This is a genomic window from Rhodophyticola porphyridii, from assembly GCF_003688285.1.
In the GTDB taxonomy this organism is placed as follows: domain Bacteria; phylum Pseudomonadota; class Alphaproteobacteria; order Rhodobacterales; family Rhodobacteraceae; genus Rhodophyticola; species Rhodophyticola porphyridii.
This window is the reverse complement of sequence record NZ_RCNT01000003.1, coordinates 354244-374977: the sequence shown is the minus strand read 5'-3', so window position 1 is coordinate 374977 and position 20734 is coordinate 354244. Positions and strand designations below refer to the sequence as shown.

19 protein-coding genes are annotated in these 20734 nt (G+C 60.9%); 8 read left to right on the top strand and 11 right to left on the bottom strand.

The genetic code is table 11. The features are described 5' to 3' along the window. The first annotated feature begins 2 nt into the window (after positions 1 to 2). The 4 genes from D9R08_RS08665 (at position 3) to D9R08_RS08650 (ending at position 2624) form a co-directional block, all read left to right on the top strand. Positions 3 to 494, top strand: coding sequence for an LptA/OstA family protein (locus D9R08_RS08665; RefSeq protein WP_121897622.1), 492 nt, complete (start codon positions 3 to 5; stop codon positions 492 to 494). Further along, the gene (gene lptB, locus D9R08_RS08660) at positions 494 to 1255 is read left to right on the top strand and encodes an LPS export ABC transporter ATP-binding protein (protein ID WP_121897621.1); all 762 of its coding nucleotides are present in this window, start codon (positions 494 to 496) and stop codon (positions 1253 to 1255) included. Before D9R08_RS08665 ends, lptB begins: the two co-directional genes overlap by 1 nt. 286 nt (positions 1256 to 1541) lie before the next feature. Further along, the gene (gene hpf / locus D9R08_RS08655) at positions 1542 to 2117 is read left to right on the top strand and encodes a ribosome hibernation-promoting factor, HPF/YfiA family (protein WP_121897620.1); all 576 of its coding nucleotides are present in this window, start codon (positions 1542 to 1544) and stop codon (positions 2115 to 2117) included. A 42-nt stretch (positions 2118 to 2159) separates the two neighbouring features. Next, entirely contained in the window at positions 2160 to 2624 is a 465-nt protein-coding gene (locus tag D9R08_RS08650; RefSeq protein WP_121897619.1) for a PTS sugar transporter subunit IIA, read from the top strand. Here the strand turns inward: D9R08_RS08650 and D9R08_RS08645 are convergent. The 8 genes from D9R08_RS08645 to cysQ form a co-directional block, all read right to left on the bottom strand. After that, the gene (locus D9R08_RS08645; protein WP_121897618.1) at positions 2621 to 4054 is read right to left on the bottom strand and encodes a nodulation protein NodH; all 1434 of its coding nucleotides are present in this window, start codon (positions 4052 to 4054) and stop codon (positions 2621 to 2623) included. The two genes, D9R08_RS08650 and D9R08_RS08645, sit on opposite strands and share 4 nt — an antisense overlap. Beyond that, positions 4055 to 5758 carry a DUF5927 domain-containing protein gene (locus D9R08_RS08640; protein WP_121897617.1) on the bottom strand — a complete coding sequence of 568 codons (1704 nt, stop codon included), beginning with the start codon at positions 5756 to 5758 and terminating at the stop codon, positions 4055 to 4057. Continuing rightward, a complete protein-coding gene (locus D9R08_RS08635; RefSeq protein ID WP_121897616.1) occupies positions 5755 to 6765 on the bottom strand; it encodes a glycosyltransferase family 2 protein in 1011 nt (336 codons plus the stop codon). The genes D9R08_RS08640 and D9R08_RS08635 overlap by 4 nt, the downstream gene beginning before the upstream one ends. Next, positions 6762 to 8042 carry a glycosyltransferase family 4 protein gene (locus tag D9R08_RS08630; RefSeq protein WP_121897615.1) on the bottom strand — a complete coding sequence of 427 codons (1281 nt, stop codon included), beginning with the start codon at positions 8040 to 8042 and terminating at the stop codon, positions 6762 to 6764. The genes D9R08_RS08635 and D9R08_RS08630 overlap by 4 nt, the downstream gene beginning before the upstream one ends. 13 nt (positions 8043 to 8055) lie before the next feature. Next, positions 8056 to 8949 carry a UTP--glucose-1-phosphate uridylyltransferase gene (locus D9R08_RS08625; protein ID WP_121897701.1) on the bottom strand — a complete coding sequence of 298 codons (894 nt, stop codon included), beginning with the start codon at positions 8947 to 8949 and terminating at the stop codon, positions 8056 to 8058. A 143-nt stretch (positions 8950 to 9092) separates the two neighbouring features. Further along, positions 9093 to 10319 (bottom strand): glycosyltransferase family 2 protein, encoded by a 1227-nt coding sequence (locus D9R08_RS08620; RefSeq protein WP_121897614.1) that lies wholly within the window; start codon positions 10317 to 10319, stop codon positions 9093 to 9095. Further along, a complete protein-coding gene (locus D9R08_RS08615; protein WP_121897613.1) occupies positions 10319 to 11119 on the bottom strand; it encodes a 3-deoxy-manno-octulosonate cytidylyltransferase in 801 nt (266 codons plus the stop codon). Before D9R08_RS08615 ends, D9R08_RS08620 begins: the two co-directional genes overlap by 1 nt. Beyond that, on the bottom strand, positions 11116 to 11913 hold the full coding sequence (cysQ, locus tag D9R08_RS08610; RefSeq protein WP_121897612.1) for a 3'(2'),5'-bisphosphate nucleotidase CysQ: 798 nt from the start codon (positions 11911 to 11913) through the stop codon (positions 11116 to 11118). Before cysQ ends, D9R08_RS08615 begins: the two co-directional genes overlap by 4 nt. Positions 11914 to 12091: 178 nt before the next feature. Here cysQ and D9R08_RS08605 point away from each other — a divergent pair, with 178 nt between their 5' ends. Next, entirely contained in the window at positions 12092 to 12874 is a 783-nt protein-coding gene (locus D9R08_RS08605) for an ABC transporter permease (RefSeq protein WP_407690603.1), read from the top strand. Continuing rightward, positions 12871 to 13479, top strand: coding sequence for an SH3 domain-containing protein (locus D9R08_RS08600; protein WP_121897610.1), 609 nt, complete (start codon positions 12871 to 12873; stop codon positions 13477 to 13479). The genes D9R08_RS08605 and D9R08_RS08600 overlap by 4 nt, the downstream gene beginning before the upstream one ends. Here the strand turns inward: D9R08_RS08600 and D9R08_RS08595 are convergent. Next, positions 13476 to 14078 (bottom strand): alpha-ketoglutarate-dependent dioxygenase AlkB family protein, encoded by a 603-nt coding sequence (locus tag D9R08_RS08595; RefSeq protein ID WP_121897609.1) that lies wholly within the window; start codon positions 14076 to 14078, stop codon positions 13476 to 13478. The genes D9R08_RS08600 and D9R08_RS08595 overlap by 4 nt on opposite strands. 265 nt (positions 14079 to 14343) lie before the next feature. On the opposite strand from D9R08_RS08595, the gene dnaK reads away from it, so the two are divergent. Together dnaK and dnaJ are read left to right on the top strand one after the other, a co-directional pair. Then, on the top strand, positions 14344 to 16260 hold the full coding sequence (gene dnaK / locus D9R08_RS08590; RefSeq protein WP_121897608.1) for a molecular chaperone DnaK: 1917 nt from the start codon (positions 14344 to 14346) through the stop codon (positions 16258 to 16260). Positions 16261 to 16335: 75 nt separating this feature from the next. Next, entirely contained in the window at positions 16336 to 17499 is a 1164-nt protein-coding gene (gene dnaJ / locus D9R08_RS08585) for a molecular chaperone DnaJ (protein WP_121897607.1), read from the top strand. A 4-nt stretch (positions 17500 to 17503) separates the two neighbouring features. Here the strand turns inward: dnaJ and D9R08_RS08580 are convergent, their stop codons facing one another. After that, positions 17504 to 18385, bottom strand: coding sequence for a ribokinase (locus D9R08_RS08580; RefSeq protein ID WP_121897606.1), 882 nt, complete (start codon positions 18383 to 18385; stop codon positions 17504 to 17506). 3 nt (positions 18386 to 18388) lie between these two features. Next, positions 18389 to 20650, bottom strand: a complete 2262-nt coding sequence (locus D9R08_RS08575) for an NADP-dependent malic enzyme (RefSeq protein ID WP_121897700.1) — start codon at positions 20648 to 20650, stop codon at positions 18389 to 18391. Between the last annotated feature and the right edge of the window lie 84 nt (positions 20651 to 20734).

Genomic DNA, 20734 nt, shown 5'->3' with positions numbered 1-20734 from the left:
TGATGCGCGCATTTCTTACGGTTTTTCTGGCCCTCCAGTTTTCGGCCCTTGCCGCCTTCGCCCAGGTCAATATCGGCTTCGGCGATGTGGCGCATGATGCAACACAGTCAATCGAGGTCACCGCCGATGCCCTGACATTGAATCAGGAAACCGGCAACGCCGTCTTTACCGGCAACGTGATCATCGTTCAGGGCGACCTGCGCATCGCGGCGGGCGAGGTCACCGTCTTCTACAACACCGAAGATGGCGGCGCGCAGGATGTCAGCCGGGTCGAGGCCACGGGAGGCGTGCTCGTCACGCGCGGTGTGGATGCCGCCGAGGGGCAATCCGCAGCCTATGAAGTCGCCTCCTCCCTCATGACGCTGTCGGGCGGTGTGCTGGTGACGCAGGGGGCCACGGCAATCTCGGGCGACCGGATGGTCGTGAACATGGCCACCGGTGACGGCACGGTCGAAGGGCGCGTTCGTACCGTCCTGCAGCAGGGATCGGATTGATGGCGGCCCGTCCAAATCTGACCGTCACCGAAGGCCAGAAGGGCCTGCATATCAGCCAGCTGCGCAAAAGCTATCGCCGCCGGCCGGTGATCCGCGATGTCACGATGTCGCTGAACCAGGGGGAGGTTGTGGCGTTGCTGGGCCCGAACGGATCTGGCAAGACCACATGTTTCTACTCGATCGCCGGGCTGATCACACCGGATGGCGGAACGGTCACGCTGGATGGGCGCGATGTCACGCAGCTTCCCATGTATCGCCGTGCCAAGGCCGGAATCGGGTATCTGCCCCAGGAAATGTCGATTTTTCGCGGGCTGTCCGTGGAAGACAACATCATGGCGATACTTGAGGTGGCTGAGCCGAACCGCACGACACGTCTGGATCGTCTAGAAGAACTGCTTTCGGAATTTTCTGTCGGGCACCTGCGCCGGGCGCCTGCGCTGTCGCTTTCCGGAGGGGAACGCAGACGGGTGGAGATCGCCCGCTGTCTGGCCTCGAACCCGCGATACGTGCTTCTGGATGAACCTTTTGCCGGGGTCGACCCGATTGCGGTGAGCGAGATCAGGGCGTTGGTTTCCGACCTCAAGACCCGCGGTCTGGGCGTGCTGATCACCGATCACAACGTGCGTGAAACCCTGCAGATCGTGGATCGCGCCTATATCCTGCATGACGGTACGATCCTGATGAACGGCACGGCGGATGAAGTCGTCCGGGATGAGAACGTACGCCGGGTCTATCTCGGGCAGAGCTTCCGCATCAGCTAGGCAGCCGATCATTCGGCAATTGCCCGCGCAGCGGCTGAACGCGATGTGCATGCCACCATATGCCGCCCCTTTCGGCGTCGTCTTGCGATTGACAGAGCCCGGCAAAGTGTCGCCAAATGGTGCTGATGTTCGCAATTGCCGATCCCCAATTTGTGCCATGCCCGGGCCGCACAGGCCTGGTAGCGCGCAGCAGACCGGCTCATCTGCATCCAGACATCATAAACACTTGGTTAGGGCCACACGGCTAAGGTTGTGGAGGGCTCTATAGGGCTATTTCGGAGGATACATGCGGTACCAAATCAGCGGAAAACAGATCGATATCGGTGACGCACTTCAGACCCATGTGAAGGAGTGCCTTGGCTCGGCCGTATCCAAATATGCCGAACGTCCCACCGATGCCAATGTGATCTTTTCGCGGAGCGGCCATGAATATGTGTGCGAAACCACGGTTCACCTGTCGACCGGACTGACGGCTTCTGCGAAGGCCTCCGCACATGAAATCTATGCCGCGTTCGATTCGTGCTGCGACAAGATGGAGAAGCAGCTGCGCCGCTACAAACGCCGCCTGAAGGACCATCACAAAGAGCGATCACAACCCGTTGAACTTTTCGGCGCGTCGTCCTATATCCTCGCCGCATCGGAACATAACGATGCCGCCGAACCCGAAACTCTCCAGCCCATCATCGTGGCCGAGATGGAAACGAAAATCCCTTCCCTGTCCGTGGGTGAGGCCGTGATGCAGATGGAAATCGCCGGGGCGCCGCTTCTGGTCTTCCGTAACGAAGGGCATGATGGCGTGAATGTTGTGTACCGCCGGGATGATGGAAATGTCGGGTGGATCGACCCCCGTCCGGAAAAGTAACCGAGCACGCGCACCGGGACAGGCGCGAGGATAGGATCAGACATGGACTTGCCGACACTGCTCAAACCGCAGGGCGTTAAGGTTGTTTCGGATGTCACGAGTAAAAAGCGGCTGATGCAGACCATCGCCGATGTGGCGCAAAACCTTGTCGGGCTTCCGGCGAGCAGCATTTTCGATGCGCTGCAGGACCGCGAGAGCCTGGGTCCGACCGGGGTCGGCCACGGCGTGGCCCTGCCTCATGCACGGCTTGGCGATCTCACCAATGTCAGCGGTGCCTTCCTCAAGCTCGACAAGCCGATCGATTTCGAATCGGTCGATCGGCAGCCGGTTGACCTGATTTTCGCGCTGTTCGCCCCGGCTGACAGTGGTGTCGACCATCTCAAGGCTCTGGCACTTGTGTCGCGGACCCTGCGCAACCCTGCGCTCTGCACCAAACTGCGCGCCAATTCGGACCCGGCGACTCTGCATACGCTGATCACAGGCGGCGCCGCCTCGCAGGCGGCCTAACGCCGGTCCCAGCGCGGAAATCCGAAATTCAGATAGTCGCGGCGATAAACCTCCATCGCCGCGTCTTCGACCGAGCCGTCATAGATGCTTTTCAGCGGAAAGGGCTCGTCGGGCAAAGGCGTATCGAAACCGGCATCCCCATGGCCGAGTTTCGCGGCCAGAGCGGGCAGTTCCTGCGCCATCTCTTCCTCCCGGATCAGTAGATCGGGCAGGGTCACGTTCGCCATGCCCTGAAGGATGGCCGTTTGGGTGGCCCAGGACGGATCGACCTTCAGACCGGTCTGGCCGGCCAGATTGCCTTTCAGAAAGGCAAGAAAGGCGAGGAACGCGGCCTTATGCTCCTCCGCTCCATACCCTTCCACAAGCCCTTTCGCGGGAATGGGAAGACCGTACATCTTGCGCAGCACCCGCCGCGCCTCCGCATATGCCGGGCGGTCGTTCGGCAGAATGCAGCGGTTGAACACATCATAGGCGCGGGCAACCGGATGCCGCAGAACCGTGAAGCTGCGATGTCCCTCGTGCCGGCGCATCCATTGGCGAAGCTCCTTTTGGTTCATCCCGCTGGCCACATCCCGCGCGGCGAGCCCATCAAGCCCGGCCATCCAGGTCACGACCGGCGCCACGACCGATCCGTTGATCGGCAGGAACAGCAATCCCGTCTCCGGCAAAGCGAAAAACCCCGGAACGCCGGGATGCCGTCTCGGTTCGAAATTGGGGGTCCGGGTCAGATCGAACCGGTCAAGCGCCGCGACGGCCGCGGCCATTTCCTCGAAATTCTCGACCTTCTGGCTCAGGTCACTCGGGTTTTGCTTCTTAAGCTTTTTATTGGTCGCCGAAATCTCATGGGAAGACCCCAGATATCGTGCCATCCCGTTGATCACATCCAGATCGTTGATGTCTTCATAGGAGATGTAGAAGGCGGTTTGCCCCGTTCGTTGCAGACCGTTTTGCAGTGCAATCTGGAATGCCTGGAGCTTTTCCAGCAGAACCTCGAACTCCTCTGTGTCGAATGTAATCTTGTTGGACTCGCGACGGTGTTTCATATCCGTCAGCCGCCACTGACCCGTCGCCGCCGCGATCTTGCGCGACACATAGCTTTCCAGCGGATTGCGGGTCAGGATGATCTTGGCGACTTTCGGGTCCGGCAACACCCGCTCCAGCACCCGGGCGTCATGATCGTGAAAGAACCGGAACCCCGGCAATCCTTCGACATTCTCAAGCAGCGCGTCGAAAAGGCGGACCGGGTCTTTTTCGCGCGCCTTCATATCGATGCCGAACATCTCGAAGGTATTGTGACGGCCCATGAAGGACGGGTTGAACACTTCGCCCAGGCAGTCCAGGTCGGGGAACTCGTTCAACGTCGCCTCAAGATTGTTCGAACCGGTCCGCATCTCGGCAAACATCACGAAGGCGTCAAATTGGCGGGGCATCTACTTCTTTACCAGATAGGGGCGGTTATCACCGGGCTTCGTTTGTGATCCCTGGGTCGTGGCCGAAAAATCACCGATCACGAAGGGTTGCATGCCCTGGTTCTTGAGGTTTTGCAGAAACTGCCCGAACCCGTCCAGATTGGCCATGCGCGGCGCCTCGGTCAGGCGCGGCGCCGAAGGCCCGTCCATCGCATCCAGAATGCTTTGCAGGTTCTCCATCGGCTCCTCCACGAACTCGGCAAGCGACCAGATCCGCACATCGGCCCGGGTCTTGACGCTGCGCAAGATGTTCAGGAATTCAACCTCCTGCTTCTGCATCATTGCGGCCTCTTTGCGGATCTCGCCGAAATCACGATTCGACAGAAACAGCGGCACGGCCCAGGCCCCGGTGATGACCGAGATCTGCGCGTTGCTGTCGGAGGACAGAAACCAGCCGATTTTCTGATTGTCTCGCGGGCTGAACTGGAACACCTGGCGTTCGCCCCGCGTGTTCCAGATGAGGCTCGTCAGGAAATGCTGCGGATTGTAGTCGCGCAGTTTTGCCGCCGATGACAAACAGCCGGCATAGACATCCGTATCCCCGGCGAAACGGGCCCGGACAGGATCAAAGAGGTTGCCGTGGACCCGCGCTCCCAGACGGCGGGACAGCCAGGGCTCGAAATCCTCAAACAGGTCCCTGAAGCCCTGAAATACGGAGTACCGCGCGCAGGTCTTGCCGTTTTCCCAGTCGAGATTGGGGAATCGGCTGTGCATGTAAAGGCCCGCCCGGCCCCGTGTCCGGCGTTCCAACGCCTTTGCGAACACCCGGTCGATCTTGCCCGGTGCGGGCTCCGCCATCTGGGATCCGGGCTGATCGGCGCGCAGAAATGTATCGTAAAGGCGGTTTGCGCGCGGCCATGCCTTGCGCGCCACGAAGCAATCCGAGCGCCGCAAAAGATGCAGATGGTCATCGTAGAACACATGCGGCTTGCCCTGAAAATCGAACTTGGACAGGGTCAGCGACCGGCTCTCCATCTGTCTGGAATAGACCCGCGCTAGCGTCTGATAGTAGCTCTCGTCGGGAATCCAGACCAGCTTGAAGAAAGCGTCATGTGCCTTGCGCGCCGGGTCCTGCAGGATCGCCGACAATGTCTGCCGCGTCAGACACCACCATTGCGAGCCCAGATGCGGCACCAGCCCTTCGGGCATTTCGCGTTTCAGGCCAAGCCTACGTTGCATCTCGACATAACGATCGAACAGGAAGCGTTGCCGCTTCCAGGAAAAAGGAAACCGGAACTGGAACCGCTCTGCGTTCAGCCCGCCGACGGTCCATTCCACATCCTGCGTGGTCACGCTTTCGATGAAATCCGTTTGCGGACGGGCGGCAAGATATTCTTTCAGTTCCTCAACCGGCCTCAGCGGCAGGCAAGAGCCGCTGGCCAGATAGACATGACGCACCGAAGGGAACTCCGTCAGCATCACCTCTGACGCGGTTTGGGATGCCGCGACCAGTGACCAGGTACCCCACTCGCATTTATGCCGCTTGGAAAACCGGATATTCGGCAGGTCCGACAGTGTGGATTGCAGCCATGCGTTGGCCTTGGCGCTGACCCGCTTGTCCACATGAATCACGACCGGGCATTCGCGTTCGGCCCAGTGCCGTGCCACCTCCGCCGCCCGGTCCAGCGCGGTATGGCAAAGCATGACAAACCCGACGCTGCTCATGCCCAGTTCCCCTTGGACATGAGGCCCAGGATCTCAAGCTGCCGCCAATTGATGTAGCGTTCGGACCATTTGCACCAGAAATTCGGATCTTCGTTCAGGCCCGCATGATAGGCCTTGTATTCATGGCTGTTGGCATAGTGCTGCCTGCGCTCCAGCTCCTCTTCGGCCTTCAAGGTGAACGTGTCGAGAAACTTGGCATGCATCAGAACGCCGGAGGTCTTTTCCCCGCCCCACTCGTCGTAAACGTGGTTCAGTCCGCGCGGCAGAAGCATGTGGGTCGAGCTGGCAAAAGCATAGGAGCGGTTCCATTTGACCAGCGGGATCTTGTTCAGCGCCGGCGCACGCTCGGGACGTTCGGAAAAGAAAAGTCGGGCGCGCGGGCCGCCCTGGATCCACAGGTTTCCGAACTGCCAGTTCCGCTTGATCTGATAATTGCCCGCATCGAACCAACAGGCGATCTCGAACGGATTCTGACCGTCATGATAAGGTTGTGCGGTGATCGACCCTTTCGGGTACATATCAAGGAGCATGGTCCCGAAGGACTTGATCGAAGAGGCATCCAACCAATCGGTCAGCGCCGGGATCGGGCGGCTGTCGCAGAACGGATAGACCAGGAACTCGTCGGGATCGACCACAAGGCTCCAATGGCCATGCGCGTATTTCATCAATAGCCAGTTAAGCCAGTCCATCCCGAAGCGGGATCGCTTGTAGCTGGCATCCGTCGTCCAGACCGAGCAATCTGGCTGACCGGCAAGAAACTCGCGCGTCCCGTCGGTGCTGTCATTATCGACGAAGAAGAAATGCGAGATGCCGCGGTCACGATAGTATTCGAGGAAGTACTTCAGGCGCAGTCTCTCATTGCGAAGGGTCACGAAACACAAGACATCGCGCGGGCGGATCAGGTCGGTGCGGTCGGCGACCGGCAGAAGCTGCCAGCGTTTGCGCATCGCACGTAGACGATACTTCTTTCGCCTAAGGCGCAATCCATAGCGCTTAATCACCTTCATAACCTGCCTTCTTGCCTGTCCTGCCAAAGCGCGTGCAGGGCGGCTTCGACGGTAGTAAAATGTGCCTGCCAGTCGGGAAGCCTGGCTTTCGCCGTTTCAGGCACTGAGAAACTATCCACAATTTGTTGCTTTATCGTTGCGGACCAAGAGTACGCATCCAGAGGGTCAAGGTAAATGACGCTATCACCCAGAACCTCGCGCAAAACCGGAAGATCCGAGCAGATCGGAACGCAGCCTTCTCGAAGCGCCTCGGTCGGAGGCAGGCCGAACCCCTCCGCAAGGCTGGGGAAAAGCAGCCCGCTTGCCGCCGCCATCATGCTTCTCACCTGCGTATCGGGCAAGGCACCATGCTCGAAGATGCAGGTCCCGTTCAGAGGGTGGTCGTCAAGGCGGGCAAAAAGGTCCTCGCTCCGCCAGCCCCGGTTTCCGACCAGATGCAGATGCGGAACCCGGTTTGCAGGCAGGGTTTCGGCCAGATCGTCCCAGACATCCAGCAAAAGCGTGTGGTTCTTGCGGGGCTCAATGGTCCCCAATGCCAGAAAGGACGGATGGCCCGTATCAAAACCCGGCGGCAGGGGTCCGAATGCCACCGGATCCGGCAGGCCCAGATGGGCGACCGCGACATTCGGCAGTCTGCCCCAGCCCGCTGCATGAGATGTCAGGCGCGTGCGGGTATCGTGGGAATTCGCAATGATCAGATCCGCCTGCTTGCAAACCCGCATCATCATGGCTTCGAATCTCTGCGGCTGACCTGGGACGACGAAGTCTGGATGATCCAACGGGATCACATCATGAACCAGAACCGCCATCCGCAGTTCCGGGTGGGCGGAACCTGCTGCAAGCATCCGAATGGACAGATTGCTGTGCCCCACATTCAGATAAACGGTCCGATCACGGAATTCCGAGGTCAGCATTCTGGCGATGCGCCGTGCAAGGCAGCGTGCCTGGGCATGCGGTCGCAGCATGGCCTCGGCCCGATGCCGGAGACTGCCACCCTTGCCGTAAAGACGCGACAGCCGGTCCGCCGGGCCAAGGGGCGCGCGACCATCAAGGATGCCGGCAAGACAGGATCCGCCATCATGGCCAAAAAGCAGATACCCGCGCGTTGTCCGGCAAATGTATCGGGCATCCGGATGATGCCGAAGGCACCAGCTGAGATACGCATATTCGACACGGTCCACACCGGTCAGCGCGCCACGGCCAACCCGGCTGAGCAGGCGCGTCACATCCAGACAGATCGAGTATTCGGCACGGCCCACGGGCAAGGCCCCTTTCATCTGGGGCAGGCGCTCACTGTGCCGCGTTTTGGGTGGCCATCATTTCGTCCAGATATTGCGAGAACTCGTCGCGCAAATCCTCCCGCGCCAGGCCGAACGCGACAGTCGCCTGAAGGAAACCGGCCTTGGAGCCGCAATCAAACCGCTGCCCCCGGAAGCGGAAGCCGTAGACATTGCCGGACACTTCGATTTCTTGCGCGATCGCATCGGTCAACTGCACCTCGCCGCCCGCGCCGGTCTTGATCTTGTGCAGGTTGTTCATGATGTTCGGCGTCAGGATGTACCGCCCGATGACCGCAAGGTTCGACGGCTCCTTGCCCGTGGGGGGTTTCTCGACCATTCCCTTGACCGAAACCACGGAGCCCATGTCCTCCTTGATGTCGAGAACGCCATAGGCCGAAGCCTTGTCCGAGGGCACCTCCATCGCGGCGACCATATTGCCCCCGGTTTCGGCATGCGCCTCGACCATCTGCTGCAGGCAGGGCGTTTCGGCGGCGATGACATCATCGGGCAGGATCACGGCAAAGGGCTCATCCGCCAGAAGCCGCCGCGCGCACCAGACGGCATGGCCAAGGCCGAGAGGCCTGTGCTGACGCAGATAGGCGATGGCACCGCTGTCCATATTGGTTGTCTTCAAGGCCTGAAGCAGATCGTCCTTACCCTTTTTGCGCAGGGCGGTTTCCAACTCCGGTGAATGATCGAAGTAATCCTCCAGCGCGCTCTTGCCGCGCGACGTGACGAAGATGAATTCCTTGATCCCTGCAGCACGCGCCTCGTCGATCGCGTATTGGATCAGCGGCCGGTCGACCAGCGTCATGATCTCCTTGGGAATGGATTTCGTTGCGGGCAAGAACCGGGTGCCCAGCCCCGCCACCGGAAAGATCGCCTTGGTCACACGTTTTTTCATAAACTCACCATTCAGCCCCATGGCTCGCACGCAGCCACGCCTCTACCGACATAGTCAGGTCGTTGACGAAGGGCCAGCTTTTGCTGGCTTTGTGGCGCTGCGAAGCCCGCAAAAGTTAATATCTGTGGCTTCCTTATCAAAAATCAGCCGCGATAGGGACGGCATCGGTCCGTCTCGGCGCGAACCCGTCCGCGAAATCCCCAAGCCTCGGCAAAAGCCTGCCCACGATCCGAACGGCCGAAAAGGCCTCCGGCCTGAACCCAGACCCCGGTTTCCGAAAACTCGACACGATGGGCGCGCACACTCGGCGCAAACAGAAAAACCGTGACCGTACCGCCTTTGTCGGCTTTCTGCGCAGCCTCGGCCAGAAGGCGCCGTGCCTGAAACCAGCGACCGGCCATGTAGATCGCTTGCGGCGCGGGTTCATCCCGCAATGTCAGAAACGCGCCGTTACCAACAGTCGGGATCAGCGTCTGCCCGGGCTGACGCGTCATACCCGCGGTGATCCCGTCCTCAAGGTCTGTCCGCAAGCGCCTTACATCCCCGGGTTCCAGATCTCCGTGCAGCAGAAACCGGTCAAGACGTCCCTGTTGCTGCTTACGAAACGCCTCCAGTCCCAGGGCGACCCGATCGGCCTGCCCGTGTTTGCGCAGATAGACCGCCATGCTGGCCCCGATCTGCGCCAGCGATTTGGGGGCCCGGTTGCGGTGACGCCGGCTTGAGGGTGCAAAACCGTGATGGACCAGTGCTCCGGGCACGGCGGCACTCTTGAGGCCGGCTCGGTGCAGCCGCATGGCCAGATCCGTGTCGTCAAGATAGAAGGCGAACGCCTCATCGAAACCGCCGATCTGCTCAATCGCCTCCCGGCGCACCGCGAAATTGGTGCCTTGCAGCTTCAGTGCGTAGCCCTCCGGCAAGGCCGGGCAGACCGGCCCGACGCCCGGCAGATCGAGCGCCATCTCCTCGGCCGAGCCGTTCACGGCCCGGCTGCCCCATTGCAGAGAAATCCCGTTGCGTCCGATCACATGCCCCGCCGCTGCCATCACCCTAGGGTCTTCGAAGGCCGCGATCAGGTGCGTCAGCCAGCTCGGCTCCGGCACCGCGTCGTCGTCCACAAAGGCGAGGATCTCTCCGGTTGCCAAGGCGATACCCAGATTGCGCGCCGCCGAGATGTTCTGCCGCGTCTCAAGCCTGGTCTTGATACGTCCGGAAAACCTCAGATCCGCGATGCAGTCCAACCCGTCCCGGTCGGCGACGACGATCAGTTCGACCGGATGATAAGCCAGTTGATGGATGCCCAGCAGGCACCGCCTCAGCAGGGCGGGGCGGCCTTGGCTGACGACGATCACGCTGACCGGAAGCGCCGCCATCAGGGCATGTTCATCTGGGCCAGCATCGCCTCGATCCGGGGAACATCCTCGGGGTTGTTGAGTTCCCAGAACTGGCGTCCGCGCGCGGCGACCTCCACACACAGAACCGCGTGGCCGTGTTCCAGAAACCGCAACTGCTCCAACCCCTCCATCTGTTCAAGTCGCCCTGCGGCAAGGCCGGGATAGGCTGACAACGCCTCCGGCCGATACGCATAGACACCAACATGATGAAACACGGGCGTCTCCGCGTCTGCCGGGTAGGCCCCGGCGGTGAAGGGGATCACCTCCTTTGAGAAGTAGAGGGCATGATGCGCCGTATCGAATACCGCGGTCGTACCGCCGACGCGACCGGCGAGACGGTCCGCCTTGAGCGCATTCAGCGTTTCACCATCGCAACGCAGGACCGGCGTGGCGACCGCCGCATCGGGCGCGGCGCGCAATCCGGCAATCAGATCCTCCAGAAACCAGGCGGGCGTCAACGGCGCATCACCCTGCAGGTTCACCACCATTTCCACGCCCCCGCCGATCTGGCTCAGGGCCTCGGCGCAGCGTTCGGTGCCATTGGCGCAGGTCTCCGAGGTCATCAGGACGCGGCCACCGAACCGCTCCGCCGCTTCGGCGATCCGCTCATCGTCCGTGGCGACGTAGACTGCATCGAATCCGTCCACCGCCATCGCCGCGCGCCAACTTCGTTCGATCAGGCTTTGCGTTTCTCCGGTCGCGCCGCGCAGCACCGCCAGCGGTTTGCCCGGATAGCGGCTCGACGCGTAGCGCGCCGGGATGATGCAAACGACACTCATGAGGATTTCAGGGCGACACCCGGCGCATATGCTATAAAAAACGGGTTCTCGTAGCCGGGCTTGCCATAGACAAACGGCGTATGATCGTCGAAGCGGACCATCTTGCCGCCCGCGCCGCGCAGGACGGCATCGCCCGCCGCCGTATCCCACTCCATTGTCCGGCCCAGTCGCGGATAAAGATCCGCCTCCGCAGTGGCCAGGAGACAGAATTTGAGCGAGGAGCCCGCACTTTTCATATCCGCGACATTGTACTTCGCGATATAAGCATCGGTTGCGCTATCCCGATGCGATTTCGACGCAACGACCCTAAGCGCGCGCACATCCGGCACGGAAACGCCGATTTCCGTCACTTCGCCGGGCATATCCGGGTCGAAATCGCCGGTTTCTTCGACACTGCGGCCATTCGCCTGCGTGTAGAACAACCGTCCCTTCGCCGGCGCATAGACAACGCCGCGCGCCGGCACACCATCCCGCACAAGCGCGATGTTGACAGTAAAGTCTCCGCGGCGCTGGATGAACTCCTTGGTTCCGTCCAGCGGGTCGACGATGATGAAATCGCGGGCGGTTCGCTCGTGACTGCTGGCCTGCTCTTCCGTGACGAGTGCCATGTCAGGAAATGCAGCGCGCAGGCCTGCCGAGATCATCGCATCGGCCGCCTCATCCGCTTCCGTGACAGGGCTGTCATCGGATTTGACCTTGACGTCGAAATCATCGGCCTCGTAAATCTCCATGATCCGCGCACCGGCCTCAATCGCAAGCTTGCGGAAGACGCGTTCGATTTGCTCAAAATCCACTCAGGATACTCCTTGCGGTCTAGATTGATCGTTAATCTCTTTGGCGGTATCGTCATGTAAAGGGCTAAGGGCAAAGCTTCCCTGCATCAAGACAGGGTCCGGCCCCATGGGGCACATTCGGCAGGTAGGACCATCCCATATGTTCGAGGCCAGAAGACAAAGATCCACTTGGGGGCTGATGTTCGGCCTGGCGGAAGTCACTTTCTTCGCGGCCGCGCGAAAGGTGCGTCAAAGCCATCGCAACGCGCTTGTGGCGATCGGGATGAACATTCTCCAGTCGATCATGTTCATCGCCGCCTTCTATCTGATGTTCAACCTTCTCGGAACCCGCACGGTCGCCATCCGCGGCAACTTCATGCTGTATCTGATGACCGGGATATTCCTCTACCTTGTGCATATCAAATCCCTTACCGCCGTTGTCGGCTCCGAAGGCCCGGCCAGCCCGATGATGATGCATGCGCGGATGAACACGATCGTCGCCATCGTGTCGTCGGCCCTGTCGATTCTTTACCAGCAGACGATTTCGCTGTTCGTGCTTCTCTTCATCATACATGTCGCGATCGCCCCCGTCGAAATACAGGACTGGAACATGGCGTTTTTCATGTTCCTCTTGGCCTGGTTCACCGGCTGTGTCGCCGGGGTGATCCTGCTTGCGCTGAAACCATGGTTTCCCGATCTGGTCACGATCGTCCAGCTTGTCTACGTGCGCGCCAACATGATCGCCTCGGGAAAGATGTTCGTGGCCAATATGTTGCCAAGCGCGATGGTTGCCCTGTTTGACTGGAATCCGCTGTTTCACGTAATCGACCAGATGCGCGGTTTCGTCTTCATCAACTACAATCCGCACTACACCAACTGGCAATATCCGATCTATTTCGCGCTGATCTTGTTGTTGCTGGGCCTGATGGGTGAATTCTACAGCCGGAAAAACGTGTCGTCGAGTTGGAACGCGGGCAGATGAGGGGCCTTCTGGTGGCATTATGCCTGCTCTGGGCCGGTATGGTGCATGCAGAGGATTACCCGGCACTTTACGATGTTCGCGGCGTTGCGGCCGATGACGTCCTGAATGTACGCGCGGGGCCCGGTGTCGGCCACCCGGTCATCGGCGTGTTGCTGCCCGGCGCAAGCGGAATAGAGGTGGTCGCCGCCAGCGCCGATGGCCGCTGGCTCCTGTTGAACGCGGACGAGACGGCAGGCTGGGCCTCGGCCTTCTACATGCAGCGGACCGGGCCGATCTGGTCATTCGGCCTGCCGGCGCCTCTCGCATGTTTCGGGACCGAGCCGTTCTGGTCGCTGGAACGGACCGGTCCGCAGGCCGTCTTCAGCGATATGGGCTTCGAGCGGATCACGTTGTCCGAGGCGTGGAGCGGCCAGGCGAGTGCCCGGGGGACGGACCAGTTCGGCGCGGTCTGGGAGGGGTCGGACCGTCGCATCACGGCAACCTTGCGCCGCGAGGCCTGCAGCGACGGCATGTCCGAGCGGATGTTCGGCCTTTCGACACTTGTGATCGTCCAGAATCCCGATGGGGTGCAGATGCTGTCGGGCTGCTGCGCGCTGGCTCCCTAGTTTACCACGCGCAAGGTCAGGTTGATCCGCCCGCCCTTGGGCAGCAGGGCCGATGACCCCGTCCTTGTACGGTCAACCCCGTGATAGAGAAGTCGTGCGTCGCCCGCCAGAACCGCCACATCGCCCGATTTCAGCCAGACTGACTCCGTTGTGCCGCCCCGGCTCAGCCCGCCAACCCGGAACAGAGCGTCATCGCCCAGCGAGATCGAGACGACCGGCATCGAGAAATCCGCCTCGTCCTTGTCCTGATGAAGGCCCATGCGCGCGCCGTCGGCATAGAAGTTCACGAGACAGCATTCGGGATCACGGTCAACATCGCTCACTTTCGTCCAGACGCGCAGGATACTTGGCGGAATCGCGGGCCAGGCCATGCCAGATGGGTGGCGATCCACATAACGGTATCCGCTTTTGTCGGAAAACCACCCGAACTGCCCCGCGGCGGTCATCCGGACAGACATCTGCTTGCCGTAAGGCGTCTGTGGACGGAAAAGCGGCGCGGCACGCATGACCTCGCGAATGTCTTCGACCATCGCCGCCTGTTCCGCAGGGTCGAGGAATCCAGTGTGTATGCGCACCCCGCGCAAGTTCAGATCAGGCATCCTCCGGCCCCTCCGCAGATCCCTTTAGCCATGGATGCGACGGGCCAGCCTTTAGCGATGACCGAACCGCCGCAGTGCCGCAAAATGCAAACGCTTTGCAAACCAAGCTCCAAATCGATCTTTGACTCCGCTTGCAGCCCCAAAATCCCCTTCTTATATACCCAACGAAACCGGCCAGGGCATACCCCTGGTTTTTCATATGGCGGATTGGGGGCCGATACCGGACCCGACCCCGCCTGGATCGCCTGAGAAAGGGACTCGAAACATGGCCAAAGTGATTGGTATTGACCTCGGTACGACAAACTCCTGCGTTGCCATTATGGACGGCTCGCAACCCCGCGTGATCGAAAACTCCGAAGGCGCGCGCACCACACCTTCGATCGTCGGCTTCACCGATGACGAGCGTCTGGTAGGGCAGGCCGCCAAACGGCAGGCCGTCACCAACCCCGACAACACGATTTTTGCCGTCAAGCGCCTGATCGGCCGCCGCGTTGACGATGCAGAGGTCGAAAAAGACAAGGCCCTGGTGCCTTACTCGATCGTCGATGGCGGCAATGGCGACGCCTGGGTTGAGGTGAATGGCGAGAAATACTCCCCCTCCCAGATTTCGGCCCTGATCCTTGGCAAGATGAAAGAGACTGCCGAGAGCTACCTCGGCGAGGATGTGACACAGGCGGTCATCACGGTCCCCGCCTATTTCAACGACGCCCAGCGCCAGGCGACGAAGGATGCCGGCAAGATCGCCGGGCTCGAAGTTCTCCGCATCATCAACGAGCCCACGGCGGCGGCACTGGCCTATGGTCTGGACAAGAAAGAGACCAAGACGATCGCCGTTTACGACCTTGGCGGCGGTACCTTCGACATCACCATTCTGGAAATCGACGACGGCCTCTTCGAGGTGAAATCGACCAATGGCGACACGTTTCTGGGCGGTGAAGACTTCGACATGCGCATCGTCAACTATCTGGCGGGCGAGTTCAAAAAGGAAAACGGCGTCGATCTGACGAAGGACAAGATGGCCCTGCAGCGGCTCAAGGAAGCCGCGGAGAAGGCCAAGATCGAATTGTCCTCCTCCTCTCAGACGGAGATCAACCAGCCGTTCATCTCGATGGACCCCAAGGGCGGCCAGCCGCTGCACATGGTCATGAAGCTGACCCGCGCCAAGCTGGAAAGCCTCGTGAACGACCTGATCAAACAGTCGCTGAAGCCCTGTCAGGCGGCCCTGAAAGATGCCGGCCTGTCGAAAGGCGACATCGATGAGGTGGTTCTGGTCGGCGGCATGACCCGGATGCCAAAGGTCATCGAGGAGGTCACCAACTTCTTCGGCAAGGAGCCGAACAAGGGCGTGAACCCCGATGAAGTGGTCGCCATGGGCGCCGCCATTCAGGCCGGCGTTCTGCAGGGCGATGTGAAGGACGTGGTCCTGCTGGACGTCACGCCGCTGTCTCTCGGCATCGAAACGCTTGGCGGTGTCTTCACCCGCCTGATCGACCGCAACACCACGATCCCGACGAAGAAGTCCCAGATCTTCTCCACCGCCGAGGACAACCAGAATGCGGTCACCATCCGCGTGTTCCAGGGCGAGCGGGAGATGGCGACGGACAACAAGATGCTGGGCCAGTTCAATCTGGAGAACATCCCGCCTGCGCCCCGCGGCCTGCCGCAGATCGAGGTGACCTTCGACATCGACGCCAACGGTATCGTGTCCGTCTCGGCCAAGGACAAGGGTACCGGCAAGGAGCAGACGATCACGATCCAGGCCTCGGGCGGCCTCACGGACGAGGACATCGAGAAGATGGTCCGCGACGCCGAGGAGAATGCCGAAGCCGACAAGCAGCGCAAGGAGCTGGTCGAAGCAAAGAACCAGGCCGAAAGCCTGATCCACTCCACCCAGAAGTCGCTGGAAGAGCATGCCGACAAGGTCGATCCCACCACGGTGGAAGCCATCGAGCTTGCCATCAAGGCGCTTGAAGAGCAGATGGAGAGCGAAGACGCCGGCAAGATCAAGGGCGGCATCCAGAATGTCACCGAAGCGGCCATGAAACTGGGCGAGGCGATCTACAAGGCCCAGCAGGAAGAGGCCGGCGAGGAAGCGCCTGACGGTGTGGACGAGCCGGGCGGCGTGGACGAGGATATCGTCGACGCCGATTTCGAAGACCTGGACGACCGCAAGAGCTCGTAACCGCGTCCCCTAACCCCGCACGACCGGCCATGGGGAACCTGGCCGGTCGGCGCGTTTCATGAGGGTGGATCAACCATGTCAAAGCGCGATTACTACGATGTTCTGGGTATCAAACGCGGTGCGTCGGAGGCCGAGATCAAGAAGGCCTATCGCCAGAAGGCGAAAGAGCTGCACCCGGATCGCAACTCCGACAATCCCGATGCCGAAGCCCAGTTCAAGGAAGCGAACGAGGCCTATGACGTCCTGAAGGACGCCGACAAGAAGGCGGCATATGACCGGTTTGGTCATGCCGCGTTCGATGGAGGCATGGCCGGTGGTCCACGTGCGGGCGGCTTTGGCGGCGGGGGCGGCGGGCAGGGCGATTTTGCAAGCGCCTTCTCGGATGTCTTCGAAGATCTGTTCGGCGATTTCATGGGCGGCCAGCGCGGCACCGGCGGCGGCCGGCGCGCAGCGCGCGGATCGGATCTTCGCTACAACCTCAGGATCAGTCTCGAAGACGCATATTCTGGTCTTCAGAAGGCGATCACCGTTCCTACATCGGTTGCGTGTTCGAACTGCAACGGAACCGGCGCGGAAGGTGGCGCGGAGCCTGTCACCTGTCCGACCTGTTCGGGCATGGGCAAGGTGCGCGCGCAGCAAGGCTTCTTCACGGTGGAGCGAACCTGCCCGACCTGTTCGGGCATCGGGCAAATCGTCAAAAATCCATGCAATGTCTGCGGTGGCGCCGGTCGTGAGCAAAAAGAAAAGGCGCTTTCCGTCAACATTCCTGCAGGTGTGGAAACCGGCACGCGGATCCGCCTCTCCGGCGAGGGGGAGGCCGGGCTTCGCGGCGGACCGGCGGGCGACCTGTATATTTTCATCGAGGTTGCAGATCACGCGCTTTTCCAGCGCGACGGGCTGGATCTTTTCTGTCGTGTTCCAGTTTCGATGGTCACCGCCGCCCTGGGCGGCGAGATCGAAGTACCGACAATCGATGGTGGCCGATCCAGGGTGAAGGTGCCCGAAGGATCGCAATCGGGGCGGCAGATGCGGCTGCGCGGCAAAGGCATGCCTGCCTTGCGGGGGACCGCGACCGGCGAAATGTATATCGAACTGGCGGTCGAAACGCCGGTGAAGCTGACGGCGCGGCAGAAGGAGCTGCTGCGCGAGTTCGAGGAGTCCTGCGCCAAGTCTAACAACCCCAACGCCAGCGGGTTTTTCGACAAGGTCAAGAACTTCTGGGACGGGATGAAAAGCTGATCCCTCAGAGCTTGCGGGCTTTCAGAAACCGCAAGACCTCGCCGATTGACGGCATGGCATCCGCAGCACCGGGCCGCGTGACCTGCAGCGCCGCTGCGGCGCTTGCCCGTTCAATCGCCTCTTCACGGGACGCGCCTGCATCCAGCCCGGCCACCAGATACCCGGCAAAACAGTCTCCCGCGCCGGTGGTATCAACGATCTCCGAAACCCGAAAAGCCGGTTGAACGATCCGGCCATGTGCAAAGGTCCAGACCGCCCCATCGGCACCCCTTGTCACGACCGTTTCGATGTCGCTGAGGTCCGAAATCTCCCGGTTCAGAGCCGTTTCAAGTGCAGCGGCCTCTCCTTCGTTCAGCAAAAGAAGATCGATCAGGGGGAGCATTTCCTCCACGGCGTCCACATCGAACGGGGCGGCTGAATAGACCACGCGCAGCCCGTTCTGCCGCGCCACACGCGCCGCGTGGCCGCTGAGGTTGACTTCATTCTGGAGGATCAGCGTGTCACCAAGCCCAAATCCCGCAAGCCCCGCCTCAACCCGCGTGTCGCTCAGCAGGTGATTGGCGCCGGAAAAAAGAACGATCGCATTCTCGCCGGACGGATCGACAGTGATGATCGCATGGCCAGACGGATCTTCTCCAGTCTCGATACCTGACACATCGACGCCGGCGGCGGCCAACTGATCCAACGCGAAGCGCGCTTCGGGGCCAACGCGGCCCAGATGCCGGGTGGTCGCGCCGGCCTTAGCCGCTGCGATGGATTGATTGGCACCCTTGCCGCCGAGACCTTTGGCATAGGCATCGGCCGCCAGTGTCTCCCCCGGGCGCACAAGATGCGGCACGCGATAGACATGGTCGATATTGACCGAGCCGACGCAAATCACCGTCATGGGTCAGCGCCCGATCTCGCAGGCCGCCATCACGGCCATGTTCAGAATGTCGTTGGCGGTGGATACGGTCGAGCAAATCTGCACAGGCCGGTCCAGCCCGGTCAGAATCGGGCCGATTACGGTCGCGCCAGCCATTTCCTGCATCAGTTTGACCGAGATCGACGCAGAATGCCGTGCCGGCACCACCAGAACATTTGCCGGACCGGAAAGCTTGCAGAACGGATATTGCGCCATCACCTCGGGGTTGAGCGCGACATCGATGGCCATTTCACCATCATATTCAAAGTCCACACCTTTTCTGTCCAGAACCCTCGGCGCCTGATGCATCTTCTCGGCGCGTTCGGACACCGGGTATCCAAAGGTCGAAAAGCTGACAAACGCAACCTTCGGCTCCAGCCCCAGATGGCGCGCGACATGTGCGCCGCGCTCCGCGATCAGGGCGAGGTCTTCTGCCTCGGGCCATTCATGCACAAGCGTATCGGCCACCAGCACGATACGCCCTTTATGGATCATCGCCGTCACCCCCACGGCCCCATCGGCCGCGGTTGCGTCGAAGACATGGCCCAGAAGACCCAGAACATGCGCCGATTTGCGTGTCGCCCCCGTCACCAGCCCGTCACCATGGCCATGGGCCAGCATCAGCGCGGAGAAGACATGTCTATCGCGGGCGGCGAGCCGGTGGATATCGTGGTGATCGAAGCCTTTCCGCTGCAATCTCTGGTAGAGGAATGACTTGTAGCTCTCAAGATGGGACGTATTTGCGGCATTCACCACTTCCAGCTCGTCCACCGCATCGGCAAGCCCTGCGGCATCAAGCTTTTCCTTCACATCCGCCTCGCGTCCGACGATCAGCGCCTTGCCCATACCGTTTCGCTGATAGGCAACTGCCGCGCGCAATACCCGGACATCGTCTCCTTCGGCGAAAATCATCCGGGCCTGCGCGTTCCGGGCGCGCACGTTGATCCCTTGCAGGATCGAGGAGGTCGGATCCATCCGGGCGCGCAGTGTGGTGACATAGGCATCCAGATCGATGATCGGGCGGCGCGCAACGCCGGTATCCATGCCCGCGCGCGCCACCGCCGGAGGAACCACGTAGATCAGGCGCGGATCAAAGGGCGTGGGAATGATGTAGTCGCGCCCGAAAGTGAGCTTGCGGCCATATGCCATCGCAACCTCGTCCGGTACGTCTTCCCGTGCCAGCTTTGCAAGGGCTTCGGCACAGGCGATTTTCATGTCGTCGTTTATGGCTCGGGCATGAATATCCAGCGCGCCGCGGAACAGATACGGAAAGCCCAGAACATTATTCACCTGATTTGGGTAGTCTGACCGCCCGGTCGCCACGATCGCGTCCGAGCGTACCTCGCGGGCCTGCTCGGGTGTGATTTCAGGATCGGGATTCGCCATCGCGAAGATCACCGGGTTTTCGGCCATGCTCCTGACCATCTCCGGCGTCACGGCCCCTTTGACCGACACGCCGAGGAAGACGTCCGCACCCGACATCGCCTCTTCCAGCGTCCGCAGATCGGTCTTCACCGCATGGGCCGATTTCCATTGGTTCATGCCATCGGTGCGGCCCTGATAAATCACGCCCTTGGTGTCGCAAATGATGCAGTTTTCGTGACGCGCGCCCATGGCTTTGAGCAGTTCGATACAAGCGATCCCGGCGGCACCCGCGCCGTTCAACACGATCCTGCAATCCTCGATCTTCTTGTTCGAAAGATGCAGCGCGTTGATCAGCCCCGCGGCACAGATCACCGCCGTTCCGTGCTGGTCGTCATGGAAGACGGGGATGTCCATCTCTTCCTTCAGGCGCTGTTCGATCATGAAACATTCAGGCGCCTTGATATCTTCCAGATTGATGCCGCCGAATGTGGGGCCCATCAGTCGAACGGCATTCACGAACTCGTCCACATTCTCCGTGTCCAGCTCGATATCGATCGAGTTCACGTCGGCGAACCGCTTGAAAAGGACGGATTTGCCTTCCATCACGGGTTTGGATGCAAGCGCGCCCAGATTGCCCAGACCAAGGACCGCTGTCCCGTTGGAGATGACGGCGACCATGTTGCCCTTTGTGGTGTAGTCATAGGCCAGCTCGGGATTTGCGGCGATCTCCTCGCACGGCACGGCCACGCCGGGCGAATAGGCGAGACTGAGATCCCGCTGCGTCGCCATCGGGGTGGAAGCCTGAATGTCGATCTTGCCGGGACGCGGCTCCAGATGATAGGCGAGCGCCTCTTCACGGGTGATCCTGCTTTTGTTCGGCATTGTCTCGGGGCCCTTTTTTGCGACGCTTCCCGTCTTAGCCCTGATGCGCACACCTCACAACATGTGGCATTTCCGGGTTTCGCC

What these genes read in the sequence shown, in the direction of transcription:
- D9R08_RS08665 (WP_121897622.1), top strand. Translation starts at nt 3, where the DNA reads ATGCGCGCATTTCTTACGGTTTTTCTGGCCCTCCAGTTTTCGGCCCTT.
- lptB (WP_121897621.1), top strand. Translation starts at nt 494, where the DNA reads ATGGCGGCCCGTCCAAATCTGACCGTCACCGAAGGCCAGAAGGGCCTG.
- hpf (WP_121897620.1), top strand. Translation starts at nt 1,542, where the DNA reads ATGCGGTACCAAATCAGCGGAAAACAGATCGATATCGGTGACGCACTT.
- D9R08_RS08650 (WP_121897619.1), top strand. Translation starts at nt 2,160, where the DNA reads ATGGACTTGCCGACACTGCTCAAACCGCAGGGCGTTAAGGTTGTTTCG.
- D9R08_RS08645 (WP_121897618.1), bottom strand. Translation starts at nt 4,054, where the DNA reads ATGCCCCGCCAATTTGACGCCTTCGTGATGTTTGCCGAGATGCGGACC.
- D9R08_RS08640 (WP_121897617.1), bottom strand. Translation starts at nt 5,758, where the DNA reads ATGAGCAGCGTCGGGTTTGTCATGCTTTGCCATACCGCGCTGGACCGG.
- D9R08_RS08635 (WP_121897616.1), bottom strand. Translation starts at nt 6,765, where the DNA reads ATGAAGGTGATTAAGCGCTATGGATTGCGCCTTAGGCGAAAGAAGTAT.
- D9R08_RS08630 (WP_121897615.1), bottom strand. Translation starts at nt 8,042, where the DNA reads ATGAAAGGGGCCTTGCCCGTGGGCCGTGCCGAATACTCGATCTGTCTG.
- D9R08_RS08625 (WP_121897701.1), bottom strand. Translation starts at nt 8,949, where the DNA reads ATGAAAAAACGTGTGACCAAGGCGATCTTTCCGGTGGCGGGGCTGGGC.
- D9R08_RS08620 (WP_121897614.1), bottom strand. Translation starts at nt 10,319, where the DNA reads ATGGCGGCGCTTCCGGTCAGCGTGATCGTCGTCAGCCAAGGCCGCCCC.
- D9R08_RS08615 (WP_121897613.1), bottom strand. Translation starts at nt 11,119, where the DNA reads ATGAGTGTCGTTTGCATCATCCCGGCGCGCTACGCGTCGAGCCGCTAT.
- D9R08_RS08605 (WP_407690603.1), top strand. Translation starts at nt 12,092, where the DNA reads ATGTTCGGCCTGGCGGAAGTCACTTTCTTCGCGGCCGCGCGAAAGGTG.
- D9R08_RS08600 (WP_121897610.1), top strand. Translation starts at nt 12,871, where the DNA reads ATGAGGGGCCTTCTGGTGGCATTATGCCTGCTCTGGGCCGGTATGGTG.
- D9R08_RS08595 (WP_121897609.1), bottom strand. Translation starts at nt 14,078, where the DNA reads ATGCCTGATCTGAACTTGCGCGGGGTGCGCATACACACTGGATTCCTC.
- dnaK (WP_121897608.1), top strand. Translation starts at nt 14,344, where the DNA reads ATGGCCAAAGTGATTGGTATTGACCTCGGTACGACAAACTCCTGCGTT.
- dnaJ (WP_121897607.1), top strand. Translation starts at nt 16,336, where the DNA reads ATGTCAAAGCGCGATTACTACGATGTTCTGGGTATCAAACGCGGTGCG.
- D9R08_RS08580 (WP_121897606.1), bottom strand. Translation starts at nt 18,385, where the DNA reads ATGACGGTGATTTGCGTCGGCTCGGTCAATATCGACCATGTCTATCGC.
- D9R08_RS08575 (WP_121897700.1), bottom strand. Translation starts at nt 20,650, where the DNA reads ATGCCGAACAAAAGCAGGATCACCCGTGAAGAGGCGCTCGCCTATCAT.